The organism is Nocardioides marmoraquaticus (assembly GCF_054777915.1).
Genome location: NZ_BAAHAA010000018.1, coordinates 1 through 19,006 on the forward strand (window position 1 = coordinate 1; position 19,006 = coordinate 19,006).

Sequence of the window (19,006 nt, forward strand, 5' to 3'; positions counted from 1 at the left end):
GCGAGTGGGCCTACGCCCAGATCTACCTGTCCGACCAGGCCCGATCAGCGACCTACGCCGACTGGGTCCACTTCTACAATCACCACCGACCCCACACCGGCATCGGAGGCCTCGCCCCAGCCGACCGCGTTCACAACGTCACGAGGAACTACAGCTAGCGGACGCTGCCGACCGACAGGGCCGCGTGCGCCTGCTCGACGAGCTGGTGGGCGACGAGCTCGGGCACGTCGAGGACGACCCCCACCTCGCGGGCGCTGAGCCCGTGCATCCGCCGCAGCAGCCAGGCGGTGCGCTGGGCCCACGGCAGGGCCTGCAGCGAGATCGTCAACGCCTGCCAGGGCGGCAGCCCGTCCGACGCCGCAGGCACGGCCGTCGTCGATTCGCCGCCGACGTGCTCGCACGCGCGCGCCACCACGCCGAGCAGCCACAGCCTCACGTCGCGCTCGCCCCGTCGCGGCAGGTCGCGCCACGCGGTGCTCCAGGCGTGCTCCAGGGCGTCACCGGCGAGCGCGCTCCGACCACCGAGGGCGTGCAGCGCCAGCCGCCAGGTCTCGTCTCCGAGCCGGGCGACGAGCGCGCGGAAGGCCTCCCGGTCGCCCCGCGCCGCCCGGGTCGCGAGGACCTCGGCGCCCGACCCGGATGACAACATGGCGACCCTCCTCGACCTCGGTGCGTGTACAGCGTAAACACACCACGTCCGAGGGTCGCCGGCGGTCCTCGCACGCTGCGAGGGCCGCCGCGGTCGACCCACCGGGTCTCGAGGTCCTCGCCCAGGGCTCGGACACCTCGCCCACCCCGGGCTGGTCGAGGTGCGAGGTTGCGGGGTCGTCGCCCACCCTGGGCTGGTCGAGGTGCGAGGGCCGCCAGGCCCGAGCCGCAAGACCCCGCGACCATCGCCGTTCGATCCTGTCGAGCCGCCGTCAGGCCTCGTCGCGTCCGTCCACGAGCCGCGGGTCGCCCCGGGTCACGTCGGAGACGTGCACGTGGGTGCGCGTGCCACCGGACCCGTCCGCCGACCCGTCGACCGCCTCGTCCCCGAAGGCGTCGCGCAGCACGTCACCGACGAGGTCGTGCGTCGTGCTCGACAGCTGGCGCAGGTCGGTGCCGTAGCGGGCGACGAGGTCGACGGCGATCGCCTCCAGCCGCTCGTCGCGCGTGGTGAAGCACCGGATGCGACGCACGGCCCCGTCGGCGAGGCCGGTGTCGAGCCGTCGCCGCACCAGGTCGGTCAGCACCACCGTGGAGACCCGGAGGAAGGCGTGGTCGCCGAGACCGCGGACGAGCTGTGCCGGACGTGGCGTCGCCAGTGCCCGCAGCAGCACCCGGCTGGCCACCTCGACGGGCAGGTCGGTGGGCCGGTCCCGCAGCTGGGAGGTCGCCGCAGCGAGGTCGAGGGCGCCCCGCTCCGGCATGTCGGCGGGGACCTCGCCGAGGTCGGGCAGGCCGTCGGGCCCGGGCTCGGGCTGCGTCATCGCCACTGCTCCATCCTGGTCGCGAGGGTCCGCCGGGCCCGGTGGAGCTGGCCGCGCACCACGGTGTCGGTGGTGTCGAGGACGTCGGCGATCTCGCCGTAGGACATACCCTCCAGCTCGCGCAGCAACCAGGCCGCGCGCTGCCGCCAGGGCAGCTCGGAGAGGGCGACGAGCAGGGTCTCCCACAGCTGCCCGGCCACGGCGGCCTGGTGGGGGTCGCCGTCGGAGCGCACCGGCCCGCGGCTGTGCACCAGCGGCTCGAGGATCTGGTCGTCGACCGCGACGGGCCGACGCTTTCGGCGCAGGTCGAGGGCCTGGCGCGAGGTGATGCTGAACATCCAGGTCGTGAAGGCCGAGCGGCCCTCGAAGCTCGGCAGCCGGCGCCACGCCTTGACCCAGGCCTCCTGCACCGCCTCGTCGGCGAGCGCCCGGTCGGAGTCCAGCATGCGCAGCGCGAACCGGTGGGTCGCCTCGACGTGGCGGCGGAAGAGCAGCTCGAACGCCTCCCGGTCGCCGAGCCCGGCCTTGCGGGCCAGCACGTTGTCGGAGGCGAACTGGAGGGCGGCCGGGTCCTCCGGCAACGGTGGGAGGTCGACGGCCCCGGCACGGTCGTGCGGGTCGCCGACCGGCACCTGGGGTGGCAGCTCCGGGGGGACCACCGGTTCGGCCGCTCGATCGGCCACGACGCACCTCCGCGTTCTCGACGACGTCGTCGCCCGTCAGGTACCCCCACCGAGGCGTCCGCTCTCGGCGCCGGTGGCTGAGGAGCTCCTGTGAGTCACGACACCTCGCGTGACGGATCGGCGATCGGTTGCGTCCAACTCGTGCACGAACAGGACGCACCCCCGACCGAAAGGACCTCACCCATGACCGAGAACAGCGCGGAGACGACCACCACCAACGAGCTGGTCACCTCCGACGGCCGCACCACGATCGCCGACACCGTCGTGTCGAAGATCGCGGGCATCGCCGCGCGCGAGGTCACCGGTGTCCACGCCCTCGGCGGTGGCGCCGCGCGCGCCGTCGGCGCCATCCGCGAGCGCATCCCCGGCTCCAGCACCAACCACTCGCAGGGCGTGTCGGTCGAGGTCGGCGAGCGCCAGGCCGCGATCGACATCCAGCTCGTGGCCGAGTACGGCGTCTCGCTGTCCGACCTGGCCTCGGGCATCCGCCGCAACGTCATCGCGAGCCTGGAGCGCATGACCGGTCTCGAGGTCACCGAGGTGAACGTCGAGATCCAGGACATCCACCTCGAGGACTTGACCGACGACACGGACGTCGTCAGCGAGCCGCGGGTCCAGTGACCAGCCCCGCCGAGCCTCACGACGCCGGGCGCGAGCCGGCCGACCTCGCCGCCCAGGCGGCGCTGTCGGTCGACGGCGTCACGGGCCTGCACGGCGGCTCCTTCGGCGAGGTCGCGACCTACCTCCCCGGACGCCAGGTCGCCGGCGTCACGGTCCGCGACGAGGGCACCACGGTGCACCTCGCGGTGGCCTTCGGCGCCGACCTCCGCCAGGTGGCCGACGAGGTCCGTCGGCGCGTCGCCGCCGTGGCACCCGAGCCCGTCGAGGTCGTCGTCGAGGACGTCACCGCCCCAGCGGGCCCGTGAGGACCCGGAGCCGGTGAGCCACGACCCGTGGCGCTCGGCCCGCCGTGCAGCGGCGCTGCGTCACCATCCCGACCGTGGTGGTGACGCGGCAGCCCTGCAGGCGGCGCTGGCCGAGGTCGACCGGCGGTTCGGCCGGACGGCCCTGGCGCCCACGCCGCGGGGCCCCCACGTCGTACCGACGCCGCGGGGCCGGCTCGCGGCACGGGCCCGACGCCTGCGGCGCCGGCTCTCCCGTCGGCGCGCGCGGCACCGGATCGAGATCTGACCACCGTCACCCCAGCACCACACACCACCACCCAGGAGCACCCATGACCACCTCCACCATCGGCCTGATCGCCGGACTCCTCCTCGCGATCGCCGCCGCGGCCGGCGGCTTCACCGGCTTCCTCGTCGCCGTCGTGCTCGGCGGCGTCGGCTACCTCGTCGGCGGGCACGTCGACGGCGAGGTCGACCTCGGCTCGCTGGTGGGTCGTCGTGACCGCGGCTGACCCGAGCGCCGACCGCTCCGCCCGGCCCGACCCGGCCGAGCAGGGCGGCCCCGGCCGCACCACGATCACGCCCCGTGTGGTCGAGTGGCTGGCCGTCGCCGCGGCCCGCGAGGCCGACGGCAGCACCCGGGCCCGCGCCCGCGACCGCGGCGGCCTGACCGGGCTGGTCCGCGGCCGCCTGCCCCGCGCCTCGGCCGTCGTGGCCGGCCAGACCTCCCGCATCGAGGTGCAGGTCGCTGCCCCGTGGCCCGAGTCGCTCGCCGGCGTCGCCGCGCGCGTGCGCGACCACGTCGGCTCGCGGGTCGCCGAGCTGGCCGGTGTCGACGTCACCGCGGTCGACGTGGTCGTCGCCGAGATCGTCACCCAGCGGGACCTCAGCCCGCGCGTGCAGTAGGAGAGGAGCAGACCATGAGTGGGAACACCACCACCTCCACCCAGGCGTCGTCCGGCCGCGACGAGGCCGCCGTGGCCGCCGCCAAGCCGCCCGTCGGGGTCGGCGCATCGCCCCTGGTCGCCCAGCTGCTGGCGCTCGCGCTGGTGGCGCTCGGCGTCGTCGGCGTGCAGGACCTGCTGGCCCGCACCGGCGTCCTCGCGCAGGACCCGTGGCTCGACACGGTCGTCACCTCCGTCGACGGCGTCGCCTCCGACTCCCCCTGGGTGCTCGTCGGCGGCATCGTCGCCGTCGCCGTCGGGCTGCTGCTGCTCCCGGTCGCGTTCCGTCGGCGACCCCGCAAGGCCGTCGAGCTCAAGGCCACCACGGGCGTGCGGCTGCGCACCCAGGACCTGTCCAAGCTCGTGCGCGGCTCCCTCGAGGCCGTCGACGGCGTCACCGACGTCGAGGTCCGCAGCAGCGGCCGCACCCTCAAGGTCACGGCCGCGACGGTCGTGAGCGACGAGCGACGCTCCAGCGTCAGCCGCGAGCTCCGCAAGCAGCTCGCACCGACGCTCCACGCGCTGGAGACGGCACCGAAGCCGAAGATCAAGGTCAAGGAGGCCACCTCGTGATCACCCGCACCGTCCTCGCGGTCGACCGCCTGGCCACCCTGCTGCTCTCGCTGGCCCTGCTCGCCGGCGGTGCCGCCGCCATCTGGTGGTGGACCGGCACGAGCGGCCTGCCCAGGACCCTGAGCACCGGGCCCGTCACCGACGTCACCGACGCCGCGTGGTTCCCCGCCGCCGCAGCCGCGACGGGCCTGGTGCTCGCCCTGCTCGGCCTGCGCTGGCTCACGGCCCACGTGCGCCGCACCACCGTGCCGAGCCTGCACCTCCGCGGCTCGGGGCGTCAGGGTCGGCTGCAGGTCGACACCTCCCGCGTGGCCGCGGCCGCCGCAGCGGCGTACGCCGACACCCTCGGCGTGCGCTCCGCGCGCGGTCGGGTGGTGCGCGACCGCGGTCAGCTCGTGGTGCGGATCAGCGCCACCATCGACCGCGACGCCGACCTCGCCCTGCTCGCCGAGCAGGCGGACCGCGTCGCCACCGAGCTGGCCGGGGTCCTCGAGCGCCCCGAGCTGCGCTGCAGCGTCGAGCTCAAGGTCGCGGGCGTCACCAGCGCCCTCGCCCGCTGAGCCACTCCCCGGACCGCCGGTCACGCCCTCGGCGTGGCCGGCAGTCCGTGCGCCCGGGGGCGCTTTCCGCGCGGAAAGGTGCTCCCGAATGGTTCTTTCCGCGCGGAAAGAACTTCTGCCCCCGGTTTCCGCGAGAGAGGTACGTGATCGGGCCCCGTCGTGGGCCCTATCTCGCGGAAACACTCCCCCAAGCCCGCCTGGTGCCCCGGCACCGGGCACCCTGTGGATGACGGGAGCGGCGGTTCCGTGATCGGCGCAGGATCTCCGGCGTGCCATCCCTCGCCGCTCCTCGCCGTCATGCCAGCCCGGTCGCCCGGCCGCCGGTCGGCCTGGTGCGACCGGTGCGCCTCGATCCCGAGGGCGTCACCGGACCGACCAAGGGCCAGGCTCGCGGGTCCCAGTGGTCCTCGACGGACCACGGTTGGTACGTCCCGAGCAGCGCACCTCGCGACCTGCCGGAGCAGCGCATCCTCGAGAAGTCCGTGCGCCTGCCACGGGCCGGCGCGGTCACCGGGTGGTCGGCCGGCCGGTTGCTCGGGGCCAGGTACCTCGACGGACACGATCGTCGTACGACGGCCCGCCTCCCCGTGCAGCTCGCGATCGGACCGCACCGCAGTCTTCCGGCGAGTCCGGACGTCGAGGTGCTCAACCACGTGCTCCTCCCGCGCGACCGCCAGGAGCGTCATGGGATCCCCACGGTCACGGGCGTCCGAGCGGCGTACGACGCCGCCCGGACCGCGAGGTCCGTCACCGACGCCGTCGTGGCGATCGACATGATGGTCGTCGCCGGAGTCTGCCGCCTCGACGAGCTGGCGGCGTACGCGCTCGAGCAGCCGCAGGACTGCGCCAGGGTCATGCGTGCGATCGCGCTGTCCTCCCCCTACTCCCTCTCGCCCCCGGAGACCGAGCTCAGGCTCGTGCTCGACCCGACGGGGAGCGAGCTCCTGGTCAACCCAGATGTCTACGACGTCGAGGGACGGCTCGTGGCCATGGTCGACCTGCTGGACGAGGCGGCGGGCCTGGTGATCGAGGTCAACGGGGCCCAGCACGGCGAGGTGGCCAGCACCGCTGCGGACGTCCGACGGGCGCAGGTCCTCGAGAGCCTCGGCCTCGAGGTCTGCATCGTGATGGGGACCGAGGTCCCCCGAGCGAGGTTGGTCCGCGACAGGGTGAGGTTCGCGCTCGGCCGGGCGTCGTCCGCCTCCGCGGTCGACCGCCGCTGGTACGCCGTGCCGCGCCACCTGTCCTCGCGGCCGATCTTCTGACCGTTCGGCCCCGCGTCGGGCCGACGGGACCCGCTCGTCGGTCGGCGTCCCGGCCTCCCCGCCGCGACCACGTGGGTCTTTCCGCGCGGAAAGACCCACCCCGCCGCCAGCCCCTCCGGTTGTGCTTTCCGTGCGGAAAGGCCGGCCGACAGCTCGTTCAGCCGCCCGGTCAGCGGTTCCGCGAGATCGAGTCGTCAACGTGCCGCCCAGCAGTACCGATCTCGCGGAAACCGGCCCCGGAGGCGCTTTCCGCGCGGAAAGACCCACCCCGGGCCGCGCGCAGGCGACGAGGCCAGACTCAGGAACCGAGAGCGAGCCCGGCGAGCGCCCACGACCAGCTGACGAAGCTGCCGACGAGGAAGTACTCGGTCAACCGGTGGATGGCGTGCTGGCCGGTGCTCGAGCTCAGCTCGGGCCAGCGCAGCAGACCCTTGGCGGCGATGACGATGCTCGCGGCCGTGAGCTCGCCCGCGAGACCGAGGCCGACGATCACGAGTCGCTCCATCGGCCCCAGCAGCCGACCGCCCTTGAGGGTCGCGGTCGGGTCCTGCTGGCCGCTCGGCACGACGGGGGGCGTGGTGCCGGTGGCGACCAGCACGAGCCGCACGACCTGGTTGCCGGTGGAGAGCTGGGCGGTGAGCACGCCGAGGAGGAGGAGCGCGCGCTCGGGCTCGAGCCCGTCGAGCGCCGACCACGGCTGCGCGTCGAGCCACCGGGCGAGCGGGCCGTCGACGGGGGCCGCGACCGGGGCCAGCGCCACGGTCGTCACCAGACCGCTGACGAGCACCGCCAGGGAGGTGCGCGCGGAGCGGGTGCGCAGGCTGACGCCCCAGGCCACGACCAGCGCCGCCACGACCGCCAGCCCGACCGCGTCGCGGGGCGTGCTCGCCCCCGCGGCGACCCCGAGCAGCACCACCAGTGCCGCGGCCCCCGGGTCGGCCAGGCGCAGGCCCGGCCGCACCGACCGGGCCAGGTCGGCCAGGCCCACGCCGACCAGCAGCAGTCCGAGCCAGCTCATCGCACCCTCCCCAGCGCGGCGTCGACCTCGACCATCGAGGTCAGCCCGTCGCGACGCACCCGCTGCGAGACCGCGGACGCCGAGACGCCCTCGGTCTCGGCCAGCTCGGCCTGCGAGCGGCCTGCGAGCAGGCCGCGCAGCAGTCGGAGCGACCGCGACGACAGCGATCCCAGCACGTGGTCCTGACAAAGCAGCAGCGCCTCGACGAGCGCGGGGTCGGGCCCGTCGTCGTCGACGCGCCGGTACGCCGTGCGCCGGGTGCCGTGGCCGGGCCGCCGGGACTCGGACTCGACCTGCTCGACGGCGTCGCGCGCCGCCCACCACGCGGGTCCGTCCTCGACGGGCGGGTCGCTCTGCAGCGGCTCGGCGGTGCCCCAAGCGACCCCGTGGCGGACGTCGATCCCGGGCTCCCCGACGGCCAGCTCGAGACGGAGCCAGGTCACCGCTCGCAACGCCTCGCCGACGGTCGCGAACGCTCCCTGGTACTCGTCACCGACGGTGATCCGCAGCGGCGTCAGCGGTGCGAGGTGGGCATTGGCCAGCTCGAGGACCTGGGTGACCCGTCGGTGCACCGACGGCCGGTCTGCGGCGCGCCGCGACGCCACCAGGTCTGCGAGCACCACCGCCCGCGGGCCTGATGAAGACAAAGGCTTCATCGACGTCACATGAAGATCATACCTTCATCTGCCGTCACGTGAAGCCCGCACCTCATCTCGGGTCGTCCCAGAACACCCGGTCCACGATCGTGCGGGCGTGCCGCGCGGTGCGGAGGTAGTCGTTGACCATGGTCTCCGTCGCGTCCGGCGGGTACTGCAGCACGGCGGCGACCGCCGCCCGCTCCCGGGCGTCGCGCGGCAGCTGGTCGGAGGCCTTGCCCCGCACCTGCACCGTCGCGTTGCGGGCGTGGCTGGCGAAGCGCCACGCCCGTGCCAGCCCGGCCGCGTCGTCGCCGTCGAGCAGGTCGTGCTCGACCGCCGCCTGCAGTGCCTCCAGGGTCTTGGTGGTCCGCAGCGCCGGCACCCGGCCCGCGTGACGCATCTGCAGCAGCTGCACCGTCCACTCGACGTCGGCCAGGCCGCCGCGACCGAGCTTGAAGTGGGTGGCGGGGTCGGCTCCCCGCGGCAGGCGCTCGGCGTCGACCCGCGCCTTGATCCGACGGATCTCGACGATGCCGCGCTCGTCCAGGCCGTCGGCCGGGAAGCGCAGCGGGTCGATCAGCTCGCGGAACCGGGCGAGCAGGCCGGGGTCGCCGACCAGGGGGGCGGCGCGCAGCAGGGCCTGGGCCTCCCAGACGGCCGACCACTTCGCGTAGTAGGCGGCGTACGCCTCCAGGGTGCGCACGATCGGCCCCTGCCGACCCTCGGGACGCAGGTCTGCGTCGACCTCGAGCGCGGGGTCCTTGCCCGGCGCGCCGAGCAGCCCCCGGAGGTCGGAGACCACGGCCTTGGCGAAGGCGGCCGCCTCACCCGGGTCGGCACCCGCCACCGGGTCGTGCACGAAGATGACGTCGGCGTCGCTGCCGTAGCCCATCTCGTGCCCGCCGTAGCGCCCCATCGCGACGATCGCGAGCCGCGTCGGCGGTGCGTCGAGCCCGCGCGACTCCTGCACCCCGCGCACCACCCGGGCGAGGGTGGTGTCGAGCGCGGCGGTCGCGACGTCACTGAGCGCGTAGCCCACCTGCTCGACGTCGAAGGGCACGCACAGGTCGGTCAGCGAGATGCGGAGCAGCTCGCGCCGGCGCACCGCGCGCACCGCGGTGACGGCGTCGGCGAGGTCGTCGCGACGCCGGGCCGCCGCCTGCATCTCGGTCGTGAGCGCCTCGGCGTCGAGCGGGCGGAGCTGGTCCTCGGCGAGCAGTGCCACCCCCTGGGGCTCGCGCCGCAGCAGGTCGGTGGCGTAGCGGCTGGTCGCGAGCACCTGCGCCATCCGCTGTGCCACCTCACCCTCGTCGCGGAGGAGCCGGAGGTACCACGGCGTGGTGCCGAGGGCCTCCGAGAGGCCGCGGAAGCCGAACAGCCCCGCGTCGGGGTCGGGTGCGTCGGCGAACCACCCGAGCATCGCCGGCAGCAGCGTGCGCTGGATCGCCGCGCTGCGCCGTACGCCGGAGGTGAGCGCCTCGAGGTGCCGCAGCGCCGCCGGCGGGTCGAGGTAGCCGAGCGCGGCGAGCCGCTGGCGGGCCGACTGCGTCGAGAGCCGGGCCTCCTCGCCGCTGATGCGGGCGACGGCCCCGAGGAGCGGACGGTAGAAGAGCTTCTCGTGCAGGCGCCGCACCTCCCGCTGGTGGAAGTGCCACTGCTCGTCGAGCTCGCGCACCGGGTCGCGGGTGAAGCCGAGCGAGCGTCCGAGCCGCCGCCGCTCGTCCTCGTCGGCCGGGACGACGTGGGTGCGGCGCAGCTGGTGCAGCTGCAGCCGGTGCTCCATGGTGCGCAGGAACACGTAGGCGTCGTGCAGCGAGCGACCGTCGTCGCGACCGACGTAGCCCCGCTCGGTCAGCCGCGCGAGGGCACTCAGCGTCGTGGGCGGCCTGATCTCCTCGTCGGTGCGGCCGTGCACCAGCTGCAGCAGCTGCACGGCGAACTCGACGTCGCGCAGGCCACCGGGGCCGAGCTTGAGCTGCCGCTCCGACTCCGCCGCGGGGATGTGGGCCACCACGCGGCGGCGCATCGCCTGGACCTCCTCGACGAACCCCTGGCGCTCGACCGCCGACCAGACCATCGGCTGCGTGGTCTCGAGGTACGCCGCTCCGAGCGCGGCGTCGCCGGCGGCGGGCCGGGCCTTGAGCAGCGCCTGGAACTCCCAGGTCTTGGCCCACCGCTCGTAGTAGCCGCGGTGGCTGGCCAGCGTGCGCACCAGCGGACCGTTGCGGCCCTCGGGCCGCAGGTTGGCGTCGACCGGCCAGATGGTGCCCTCGCGGGTGTGGTCGCCGCAGACCTGCATCAGCGTCGACGCGAGCGTGGTCGCTGCCTTCAGCGCGACGTGCTCCTCGACGCCCTCGGTGGGCTCGGCCACGAAGACGACGTCGACGTCGGAGACGTAGTTGAGCTCGTGGCCGCCGCACTTGCCGAGCGCCACGACGGCGAGCCGGCAGCGCTCGGCCGCCTCCGGGTGCTGGGCCCGGGCCACGACCAGCGCGGCCTCGAGCGTGCCGGCGGCGAGGTCGGACAGCTCGGCGGCCACGTCGTCGACGCCGACGCCGTGGGCGAGGTCGCGCGCGGCCAGCCGCAGCAGCTGTCGGCGGTACTCCACGCGCAGCGCGTCGGCGGCGTCGGCGTACGACGCGGCGCCCTCGACGGCGCCGAGCAGCGCGTCGCACATCGCCGAGCGCGCCGGCCGGGTGGAGCCGAGGGTCGGGTCGCACAGCTCGCGCCAGTGGTCGGGGTGGCGGCGCAGGTGCTCGGCCAGGGCCCGGCTGCCGCCCAGCACGCTCAGCAGCCGCATCGAGGTGCCCTCGTCGTCGGCCACCTCGACCAGCAGCGAGTCGCGGTCGTCGGCGGCGTCGGCCAGGTCGAGCAGGCCGTCGAGGGCCTGGTCCGGATCGGCGCTGCGCCCCAGGAGCGGCGCGAGCGTCGCCCCCGCCTCCCCCAGCCGCTGGAGGCTCGCCCGGGCCCGGTCGGGGTCGAGGAAGCCCAGCCGCGCCAGGCTGCCGAGGGGCTGGTCCGCCATGCGCGTCAACCTACCGAGGTGGGGCCGGCGCCGGCCCCGGGAGGCCGGACCGGGCCACCCGGCTCACCGTCGGGCCGCGACCACCGCCAGCGCCACCGCGGCCAGGCCGAGCAGCACGCACGCCCAGCCCAGCGGCACACCCACCGGCGCCGGCAGCGGCGTCCAGACGGTCGTCGCCGTGCTGACCCACAGCGTGCCGAGCCCGCCGAGCACGCCCAGCACGCCGCTCGCCGTACGCCGCCGGCGCAGCCGCAGGGCGAGTCCGCAGAGCAGCACCACGACGCCGACCCAGAGCAGCAGCACGACGCCGACGACCAGCCCGAGGCCGTCCATCTCCTCGGTGCGCTCGCGCAGGTCGCTGACGACCGTCACCACGGCGAAGACGACCGTCGGCAACGACAGCAGCACCGCGATCGCGAGCAGCAGCCGCAGCGGCCGGACCAGGTCGTCGGGTCCGCCGACGAGGCGGGCCAGCCCGGCCGGCACCCTCACGCCGAGGACTCGGGCAGGCCGGGGTGCACGGTGACGACGCGGTCGAGCCCGGTCAGGCGGAGCATCTTCAGCGGCTCGGGGCGGCTGCAGACGATCTCGAGCTCACGGCCGGCGGCGCGCTGCGCCTTCCAGGCGCCGACGATGACGCCGAGGCCGGTGGAGTCGATGAGCGTGACGCCGTCGAGGTGCACCAGCACGAGGTCGACCTCCTCCTCGACGGCCGCGGCGAGCCGGGCGCGCAGCTGGGGCGAGGCGTGCAGGTCGACCTCGCCGCGCACCGTCACGGTGACGGCCTCGCCGGCCAGCCGCAGGTCGACCTCGGCGTCCTCGGGCAGGGCGAGGCTGCTCGGTGCCGTCTCGGGGCGGGCACGCCGGGTGTCGCGTCGCGTCATGGGACCAGCCTCCCGCCGTCGGACCCCACCCGGCATCGGTACGGGTACTCAGCTGTGCCCCGGACGTCCACCCCGGACAGGTGCGGTCTCGTGGCGCCCCATGCTGCCGCGTGCGGCGCCCGCGCGCAGCCGGAACCGCCGATCAGATGACGGGCAGCATCCGGTCGCGCTCGTAGGCGCTGACCTGGCCGCGGTACTCCTCCCACTCCGCCCGCTTGTTCTTGAGGAAGAACTCGTAGACGTGCTCGCCGAGCGTCTCGGCCAGCAGCTCGGAGTCCTCGGCGACGCGGATCGCGTCGCTGAGGTTCTTGGGCAGCTGCTCCAGCCCGAGGGCCTTGCGCTCGCGCTCGTTGAGCGACCACACGTCGTCCTCGGCCTCCCGGGGCAGCTCGTACTCCTCCTCGAGGCCCTTGAGGCCCGCGGCGAGGATGACGGCGTAGGCGAGGTAGGGGTTGCAGGCCGCGTCGATGGTGCGCAGCTCGATCCGGGTCGACTGGGCCTTGCCGGGCTTGTACATCGGCACCCGCACCATGGCGGAGCGGTTGTTGTGGCCCCAGCAGACGTACGACGGCGCCTCGCCGCCGCCGAGCAGCCGCTTGTAGGAGTTGACCCACTGGTTGGTCAGCACGGTGATCTCGGCGGCGTGACGCAGCAGCCCGGCGATGAAGTGCCGGGCGGTCTTGGACAGCTGGTACTCGGCGCCGCCCTCGAAGAAGGCGTTGGTGTCGCCCTCGAAGAGCGACAGGTGGGTGTGCATGCCCGAGCCGGGGTGGGTGGTGAAGGGCTTGGGCATGAAGCTGGCCCAGATGCCCTGGCTCAGCGCCACCTCCCGCACCACGGTGCGGAAGGTCATGATGTTGTCGGCCGTCGACAGGGCGTCGGCGTAGCGCAGGTCGATCTCCTGCTGGCCCGGGCCGCCCTCGTGGTGGCTGAACTCCACCGAGATGCCCATCGACTCGAGCATCGTGATCGCCTCGCGCCGGAAGTCGGCCCCGCGCGACTGCGCCGTGTGGTCGAAGAACCCGCTGCGGTCGACCGGCACCGGCTCCTCGCCCGCGCCCGGGCGGCCCTGGAAGAGGTAGAACTCGATCTCGGGGTGGGTGTAGAAGGTGAAGCCCATCTCGGCGGCGCGCTGCAGGCTGCGCTTGAGCACGTGGCGGGGGTCGGCGTACGACGGGGACCCGTCGGGCATGCCGATGTCGCAGAACATCCGCGCCACCGCGGCGGTCTCGCCGCGCCACGGCAGCAGCTGGAAGGTGCTGGGGTCGGGGTGGGCCAGCATGTCGGCCTCGGTCACCCGGGCGAAGCCCTGGATCGCGGAGCCGTCGAAGCCGATGCCCTCGCTGAAGGCGCCCTCGAGCTCGGCCGGGGCGACGGAGACCGACTTGAGGTAGCCGAGCACGTCGGTGAACCACAGCCGGACGAAGCGGACGTCGCGCTCCTCGAGCGCCCGGAGCACGAAGTCTTCCTGCTTGCCCATGAGCAGGAGCCTAGAGCGTCGGCGTGGTCAGCCCTCGCGCGAGGGCGACGAGCTGGTCGGCCAGCGGGCGCCAGGCGCGGTCGAGCTCGTCGCGAGCCGTGGCGAGCTCTCGGAGCACGGGTTCGACCACGCCCTCGGCGTGCCGGTCGGGGTCCTCCTCGTGCCAGCCGCGCACGACCGCCTCGTCGACCTCCGGGTGCAGCTGCACGCCCCAGACGGTCGGGGCGTAGCGCGCCGCCTGGAGCTCGCCGCCCGGCGCCAGCGCGAGCACGACGGTGCCGGCCGGCTGCTCCACCACGACGTCGTCGTTCCAGTGCAGCCCGCGGGCGGCCGCGCCCGGGGCGGCGGCGAACAACGGGTCGTCGTGCACCGCCCAGGTCCAGCCCACGGGCAGCAGCCCGAGCTGCTGGCCCTGCGGGTTCTTCTGCGCCCGGCCGCCGAGCGCGGCGGCCGCGAGCTGGTGGCCGAGGCAGACGCCGAGGGCCGTCACCCGCTCGGCGGCGGCCCGACGCACCAGCTCCTTGGTGGGCTCGAGCCAGGCGTGCTCGGCGTCGTCGTGGGCGCCCATCGACCCGCCGAGGACGACCAGCGCGTCGTGGTCGGCGAGGTCGGCCGGCAGCGCGTCGCCGCGGTAGGGGCGGCGTACGTCGAGCTCGGCCCCGGCCTCCTCCAGCCAGCGGCCCAGCAGCGCAGCGGGCGCCCCGGCCTCGTGCTCGACGACGAGCACCCTCACCACTGGTCGGGCACCCCGCGCAGGTCGCGCAGCCAGGCGGCCGGGGAGGCGTCGCTGGGCATCCGCCAGTCGCCGCGGGGCGACATCGTGCCGCCGGGGCTCACCTTGGGCCCGTTGGGCAGCGCCGAGCGCTTGAACTGGCTGGCGAAGAACCGGCGGCAGAAGACCTCGATCCAGCGCGTGATCTCGGCGAGGTCGTAGGAGCGGCGCAGCTCCTCGGGCAGGCCGGCCGGCCACTCGCCGCGGGTCGCGTCGGACCACGCGTGGTGGGCGAGGAAGGCGACCTTGGACGGCCGGGCGCCGTGGCGCAGCACGTGCCAGAGCGTGAAGTCCTGCAGCGCATAGGGGCCGACGCTCGCCTCGGTGCTCTGCGGCGCCTGTCCCTCGAGGGTCGGCACCAGCTCGGGGGTGATCTCCTGCCCCACGATCTCGGTCAGCAGCCGGCCGACCTCGCCGTCACGGGGGCCGAGCAGCTCGCTCGAGACGACCCAGCGGATCAGGTGCTGCACCAGGGTCTTGGGCACGCCGGCGTTGACGTTGTAGTGCGACATCTGGTCGCCGACGCCGTAGGTGCACCAGCCGAGCGCGAGCTCGGACAGGTCGCCGGTGCCGAGCACGATGCCGCCGCGCTGGTTGGCGAGCCGGAAGAGGTAGTCGGTGCGCAGGCCCGCCTGGACGTTCTCGTAGGTGACGTCGTAGGCCTCCGCGTCGTCGCTGGTCCCCTCGGACGCCGCGTGCCCGAGGTCGGCCAGCAGCTGCCGGGCCGCGGGACGGATGTCGATCTCCTCGAAGGTGACGCCGAGCGCCCGGCTGAGCCCCGCGGCGTACCCCTTGGTGGTCTCGCCGGTGGCGAAGCCCGGGAGCGTGAAGGCCAGCACGTCGGAGCGCGGGCGGTCGAGCCGGTCCATGGCGCGGGCCGCGACGATGAGCGCGTGGGTGGAGTCCAAGCCTCCCGAGACGCCGATGACGACCTTCGGCTGCGGCCGGCCGTCGCGCCCCATCGCGCGCAGGCGCTGCTCGAGGCCCGCCACCTGGATGCTGTAGGCCTCGTAGCAGTCCTGCGCGAGCCGGGCGGGGTCGTCGGGCACGAACGGGTAGCGGTCGACCTTGCGACGCAGGCCGTGGTCGCCCGCCGGCGGCTCGAGCCGCACCCGCACCCGGGTCACCGCCGCCGGCCCCTCGAGGAGCGCGTTGTCGTCGAAGGCGCCGGTGCGCAGCCGCTCCTGGCGGATCCGGTCGAGGTCGACGTCGACCACCGTGCGCCGCGGGCCGGAGGGGAAGCGCTCGCCCTCGCCCAGCAGGTCGCCGAGCTCGTGCACCATCGTCTGGCCGTCCCACGACAGGTCGGTCGTCGACTCGCCCTCGCCGGCCGCGGCGTAGGCGTAGGCGGCCAGGCAGCGCGAGCTCGCCGAGCGCACCAGGAGCCGCCGGTCCTCGGCCCGGGCCACCGTGATGGGCGAGCCCGAGAGGTTGACGAGCAGCGTCGCCCCGGCGAGCGCGGCCCGGGCGCTCGGCGGCACCGGCACCCAGAGGTCCTCGCAGACCTCGGCGTGCAGCACCAACCCGGGCACGTCCTCGACCTCGACCAGCAGGTCGTTGCCGAACGGCGCGAGGTGCGAGCCCACCCGGACCGGCTCGCCGTCGTCGGGGTGCCCGGCCGCGAAGTGCCGCTTCTCGTAGAACTCGCGGTAGTTGGGCAGGTGGGTCTTCGGCGCCACGGCGAGCACCTCGCCCCGGTGCACCACGACGGCGCAGTTGTAGAGCCGGTGGCCCCGCGCCAGCGGCGCACCGACGACCAGGAGCGGACGCAGCTCGCGGCTCGCCTCCACGAGCACGTCGAGGGCCGCGTGGACGTCGTCGAGCAGCGCGTCCTGCAGGAACAGGTCGTCGACGGCGTAGCCCGACAGGCACAGCTCGGGGAACACCGCGACCGCGACGGCCTCGTCGTGGCAGGCGCGAGCCTGCTCGAGGACGGTGGCGACGTTGGCCGCGGGGTCGGCCACCTCGACCGGCACCGTGCAGGCGGCGACCCGGGCGAAGCCGTGGGCGTAGGCGGATCGGAAGTCCACGGGGCCAGTGTGGCAGCCCGTCCACCCGGCTAGCGTGGCCCGCATGAGCGAGGAGAGCGCGCCGTACGGCAGCGGGTCGGGGTCACCAGCAGCACCGGCGGCCCCGACGGCACCAGCCAGGCGCGTCCGCACCCACCACCTGCGCGAGCTGAAGCAGCGCGGCGAGCGGTTCGCGATGCTCACCTCCTACGACATGTACACCGCCGAGGTCTTCGACGAGGCCGGCATCGAGGTGCTGCTGGTCGGCGACAGCGCCTCCAACAACGTCTACGGGCACGCGACCTCGCTGCCCGTCACCGTCGACGAGCTGCTGCCCCTCACCGCCGCGGTGGCGCGGTCGACACGTCGCGCCCTGGTCGTGGGCGACCTGCCCTTCGGCTCCTACCAGCGCTCGCCGGAGCAGGCCTACGACACGGCCGTGCGCTTCATGAAGGAGGGCGGCGCGCACGCGGTCAAGCTCGAGGGCGGGGTCGAGATGGCTCCGCAGGTCGAGCTGCTGACCCGCGGCGGCGTGCCCGTGATGGGCCACGTCGGCTTCACCCCGCAGAGCGAGCACACCCTCGGCGGCTACCGCGTCCAGGGCCGCGGTGAGGCCGCCGAGCGGGTGCTCGCCGACGCGCGGGCGGTCGAGGCCGCGGGCGCCTTCGCCGTGGTGATGGAGATGGTGCCCGCCGACGTCGCCGCCCAGGTGACCGCCGAGCTCGCCATCCCCACCATCGGCATCGGGGCCGGCGCCGGGTGCGACGGCCAGGTGCTCGTCTGGCAGGACGCCTTCGGGCTCCGCTCGGGCCGCATGCCCCGCTTCGTCAAGCAGTACGCCGACCTCCGCGGCGTGCTCTCCGAGGCCGCCCGCGCCTACGCGGCCGAGGTCCGCGACGGATCGTTCCCCGACGCCGACCGCAGCTTCTGAGGATGTCCGGCGGCTCCCGCCGTCACTTCTGTCCGTTTTAGTCGTTTTGCTACCTCGGTCCGGATTCTGACCCAGAATCGGAGCCGTCCCCTCCGCACCCCGCACGGATCGAGATGGCCCGATGGCTCTGTCAGCCCTGTCGCCCACCGCACGCCGACGTCGCCCCAAGAAGCGTCGGCCGCGCAAGCGGCGTCCCACGCGGCCGGTCGCCACGACCCCGAAGCCCACCCCGAAGCCCGCCCCGAAGCCGACCCCAACCCCGACACCCACGCCGACCCCCACCCCGACCGCGCCCGTCACCACGGCTCCGAAGCCGTCGCAGCCGCCGGTGGTCGCGGAGGGCCAGCGCGTCTCCGTGCTCCCCACGCCCGTGCTCACCGCCACGGCGACGCCCACCGACACCGAGCGCCTCTACCTCAACCGCTTCGGCACGGGCTTCTCGCAGCGCTCGCTGCAGCAGCTACGCCGCTTCGCCTCGCCCCAGGCGTGGCTGCAGGCCCAGCTGACCCCGGCGCGCTTCGACGAGAACCCCAAGGTCGCGACGGTCGACGGGTGGTTCGCCTCCCTGCTCGGCGACTCCCCCGCCGTGCGGTGGAAGAAGCAGTCGGACGGCGTCAAGGGCGGCTGGGTCTACGGCCACGAGCTCGGCAACTGGTCGATCCTGCGCCGGATCTACTCCGAGCGCACCGTCCACGAGACGATGACCGACTTCTGGTCGACCAACCTGCACGTCCCCGTGACGCACGACCGCGCGTGGATCTGGCGCGTCGACTACGACCGGACCATCCGCGAGCACGCCCTCGGCCGGTTCGAGGACCTGCTGCGCGAGTGCTCGCTGCACCCGTCGATGCTCTTCTACCTCGACAACTACCGCTCCGTGCGCGGCAACCCGAACGAGAACCAGGGCCGTGAGCTGCTCGAGCTGCACAGCGTGGGCCGTGCCGCCGGCTACACCGAGGGCGAGGTCAAGGACTCGGCGAAGATCCTCTCCGGCTGGAGCGTGAACTTCTCGACCTCGACCGGTGACTTCTCCCCCGTCTACGACCCGCGCAAGCACACCACCGGCGCGGTCAGCGTGCTGGGCTTCTCCTCCGCGAACGCCTCCGAGGACGGGCGCCAGGTCACCGTCGACTACCTGCGCCACCTCGCCCACCACCCCGCGACCGCTCGCACCCTCGCCCTCAAGCTGGCGCTGTGGTTCGTCTCCGACGACCCCAGCGACGCCCTCGTCGCCGACCTGGCCCAGAGCTACCTCAGCAACGACACGTCCATCGCCGCGGTCCTGACCACCCTGGCCGCCCACCCGGAGTTCCTCGCGTCGCGGGGACTGAAGGTGCGCACCCCGATCCAGGACCTCGTGGCCACCGCCCGGGTGCTCGAGGTCGAGGCGGACAAGGCGCACACCAACGGCGACGGCGACGACACCTACGCCCGGCACGCGAACTGGACCCACCAGAGCCTGGCGGCGTTCAGCTGGCCGCGGCCCGACGGCCCGCCGGTGCGCAACGGTGCCTGGTCCACCCCGTCGCGGATGTTCGGCTCCTACGGCATGCACTGGGCCCACGCCGGTGGGTGGTGGCCCAAGGGTGCCGCCTACAAGCCGGCGTCGTACTGGGTCAACGGCTCCGGGCAGAGCTTCGACGCGTACGTCGACCTCGTCTGCCGGCGCCTGCTCGGCACCCCGGCCGACGCCCGGCTGCTGCGGGCGGCGCGCCAGGCCGTGGCCGGCGCCACCTGGTTCGACCCCTCCAAGCCCCTGCGGGCCGACTCACCGGTCCGCGGCTGGCTCGGCGTCCGCATCGTCGCCACCCTGCTCGACTCCCCCGACCACATGCTCACGTGAGGCCCGT

The 19,006-nt window shown here is 74.4% G+C and carries 22 protein-coding genes; 11 read left to right on the forward strand and 11 right to left on the reverse strand.

Annotation, left to right across the window (positions count from 1 at the left end; all coding sequences use genetic code 11):
• Nucleotides 1-158 (forward strand): integrase core domain-containing protein (locus ACYU8I_RS13445; protein ID WP_460841819.1); only part of this gene is annotated, 158 nt, incomplete at its 5' end.
• Here ACYU8I_RS13445 and ACYU8I_RS13450 read toward each other — a convergent pair.
• From ACYU8I_RS13450 to ACYU8I_RS13460, 3 genes are all read right to left on the reverse strand, one after another.
• Nucleotides 155-649, reverse strand: coding sequence for an RNA polymerase sigma factor (locus ACYU8I_RS13450; protein ID WP_460841646.1), 495 nt, complete (start codon nt 647-649; stop codon nt 155-157). The two genes, ACYU8I_RS13445 and ACYU8I_RS13450, sit on opposite strands and share 4 nt — an antisense overlap.
• Before the next feature lie 271 nt (nt 650-920).
• Nucleotides 921-1,478 (reverse strand): hypothetical protein, encoded by a 558-nt coding sequence (locus ACYU8I_RS13455; RefSeq protein ID WP_460841648.1) that lies wholly within the window; start codon nt 1,476-1,478, stop codon nt 921-923.
• Nucleotides 1,469-2,131, reverse strand: coding sequence for an RNA polymerase sigma factor (locus ACYU8I_RS13460; RefSeq protein ID WP_460841650.1), 663 nt, complete (start codon nt 2,129-2,131; stop codon nt 1,469-1,471). Before ACYU8I_RS13460 ends, ACYU8I_RS13455 begins: the two co-directional genes overlap by 10 nt.
• A gap of 207 nt (nt 2,132-2,338) precedes the next feature.
• Between ACYU8I_RS13460 and ACYU8I_RS13465 the strand changes: the two genes are divergently transcribed.
• The 8 genes from ACYU8I_RS13465 to ACYU8I_RS13500 all read left to right on the forward strand — a co-directional run bounded on the left by ACYU8I_RS13465 (nt 2,339) and on the right by ACYU8I_RS13500 (nt 6,399).
• On the forward strand, nt 2,339-2,776 hold the full coding sequence (locus ACYU8I_RS13465; RefSeq protein WP_460841652.1) for an Asp23/Gls24 family envelope stress response protein: 438 nt from the start codon (nt 2,339-2,341) through the stop codon (nt 2,774-2,776).
• Nucleotides 2,773-3,081: an Asp23/Gls24 family envelope stress response protein gene (locus ACYU8I_RS13470; RefSeq protein WP_460841654.1), complete on the forward strand. Its 309-nt coding sequence runs from the start codon at nt 2,773-2,775 to the stop codon at nt 3,079-3,081. The genes ACYU8I_RS13465 and ACYU8I_RS13470 overlap by 4 nt, the downstream gene beginning before the upstream one ends.
• A 13-nt stretch (nt 3,082-3,094) precedes the next feature.
• Nucleotides 3,095-3,346 carry a hypothetical protein gene (locus ACYU8I_RS13475; RefSeq protein ID WP_460841656.1) on the forward strand — a complete coding sequence of 84 codons (252 nt, stop codon included), beginning with the start codon at nt 3,095-3,097 and terminating at the stop codon, nt 3,344-3,346.
• A gap of 43 nt (nt 3,347-3,389) precedes the next feature.
• The gene (locus ACYU8I_RS13480) at nt 3,390-3,569 is read left to right on the forward strand and encodes a DUF2273 domain-containing protein (RefSeq protein ID WP_460841658.1); all 180 of its coding nucleotides are present in this window, start codon (nt 3,390-3,392) and stop codon (nt 3,567-3,569) included.
• Complete coding sequence (locus tag ACYU8I_RS13485; protein ID WP_460841660.1) at nt 3,556-3,963, forward strand: Asp23/Gls24 family envelope stress response protein; 408 nt, start codon at nt 3,556-3,558, stop codon at nt 3,961-3,963. Before ACYU8I_RS13480 ends, ACYU8I_RS13485 begins: the two co-directional genes overlap by 14 nt.
• Nucleotides 3,964-3,977: 14 nt before the next feature.
• Complete coding sequence (locus ACYU8I_RS13490; protein ID WP_460841663.1) at nt 3,978-4,574, forward strand: DUF6286 domain-containing protein; 597 nt, start codon at nt 3,978-3,980, stop codon at nt 4,572-4,574.
• The gene (locus ACYU8I_RS13495; RefSeq protein ID WP_460841665.1) at nt 4,571-5,134 is read left to right on the forward strand and encodes an Asp23/Gls24 family envelope stress response protein; all 564 of its coding nucleotides are present in this window, start codon (nt 4,571-4,573) and stop codon (nt 5,132-5,134) included. The genes ACYU8I_RS13490 and ACYU8I_RS13495 overlap by 4 nt, the downstream gene beginning before the upstream one ends.
• Nucleotides 5,135-5,403: 269 nt before the next feature.
• Nucleotides 5,404-6,399, forward strand: coding sequence for a hypothetical protein (locus ACYU8I_RS13500; protein WP_460841667.1), 996 nt, complete (start codon nt 5,404-5,406; stop codon nt 6,397-6,399).
• 298 nt (nt 6,400-6,697) lie between these two features.
• Here the strand turns inward: ACYU8I_RS13500 and ACYU8I_RS13505 are convergent, their stop codons facing one another.
• From ACYU8I_RS13505 to ACYU8I_RS13540, 8 genes are all read right to left on the reverse strand, one after another.
• Entirely contained in the window at nt 6,698-7,417 is a 720-nt protein-coding gene (locus ACYU8I_RS13505) for a hypothetical protein (protein ID WP_460841670.1), read from the reverse strand.
• Nucleotides 7,414-8,040, reverse strand: coding sequence for a SatD family protein (locus ACYU8I_RS13510; RefSeq protein WP_460841672.1), 627 nt, complete (start codon nt 8,038-8,040; stop codon nt 7,414-7,416). Before ACYU8I_RS13510 ends, ACYU8I_RS13505 begins: the two co-directional genes overlap by 4 nt.
• A gap of 85 nt (nt 8,041-8,125) precedes the next feature.
• Nucleotides 8,126-11,080: a bifunctional [glutamine synthetase] adenylyltransferase/[glutamine synthetase]-adenylyl-L-tyrosine phosphorylase gene (locus tag ACYU8I_RS13515; RefSeq protein WP_460841674.1), complete on the reverse strand. Its 2,955-nt coding sequence runs from the start codon at nt 11,078-11,080 to the stop codon at nt 8,126-8,128.
• Nucleotides 11,081-11,143: 63 nt separating this feature from the next.
• On the reverse strand, nt 11,144-11,572 hold the full coding sequence (locus ACYU8I_RS13520) for a hypothetical protein (RefSeq protein ID WP_460841676.1): 429 nt from the start codon (nt 11,570-11,572) through the stop codon (nt 11,144-11,146).
• Nucleotides 11,569-11,964 (reverse strand): STAS domain-containing protein, encoded by a 396-nt coding sequence (locus tag ACYU8I_RS13525; protein ID WP_460841678.1) that lies wholly within the window; start codon nt 11,962-11,964, stop codon nt 11,569-11,571. Before ACYU8I_RS13525 ends, ACYU8I_RS13520 begins: the two co-directional genes overlap by 4 nt.
• 142 nt (nt 11,965-12,106) lie before the next feature.
• Entirely contained in the window at nt 12,107-13,444 is a 1,338-nt protein-coding gene (locus tag ACYU8I_RS13530) for a glutamine synthetase family protein (RefSeq protein WP_460841680.1), read from the reverse strand.
• A gap of 10 nt (nt 13,445-13,454) precedes the next feature.
• A complete protein-coding gene (locus ACYU8I_RS13535) occupies nt 13,455-14,177 on the reverse strand; it encodes a type 1 glutamine amidotransferase (protein WP_460841682.1) in 723 nt (240 codons plus the stop codon).
• Entirely contained in the window at nt 14,174-16,291 is a 2,118-nt protein-coding gene (locus ACYU8I_RS13540; RefSeq protein ID WP_460841685.1) for an NAD(+) synthase, read from the reverse strand. The genes ACYU8I_RS13535 and ACYU8I_RS13540 overlap by 4 nt, the downstream gene beginning before the upstream one ends.
• On the opposite strand from ACYU8I_RS13540, the gene panB reads away from it, so the two are divergent.
• Both panB and ACYU8I_RS13550 read left to right on the forward strand, forming a co-directional pair.
• Nucleotides 16,290-17,156, forward strand: a complete 867-nt coding sequence (gene panB, locus ACYU8I_RS13545) for a 3-methyl-2-oxobutanoate hydroxymethyltransferase (RefSeq protein WP_460841688.1) — start codon at nt 16,290-16,292, stop codon at nt 17,154-17,156. The genes ACYU8I_RS13540 and panB overlap by 2 nt on opposite strands.
• Before the next feature lie 121 nt (nt 17,157-17,277).
• Entirely contained in the window at nt 17,278-18,999 is a 1,722-nt protein-coding gene (locus tag ACYU8I_RS13550) for a DUF1800 domain-containing protein (protein ID WP_460841690.1), read from the forward strand.
• Nucleotides 19,000-19,006 lie beyond the last annotated feature (7 nt).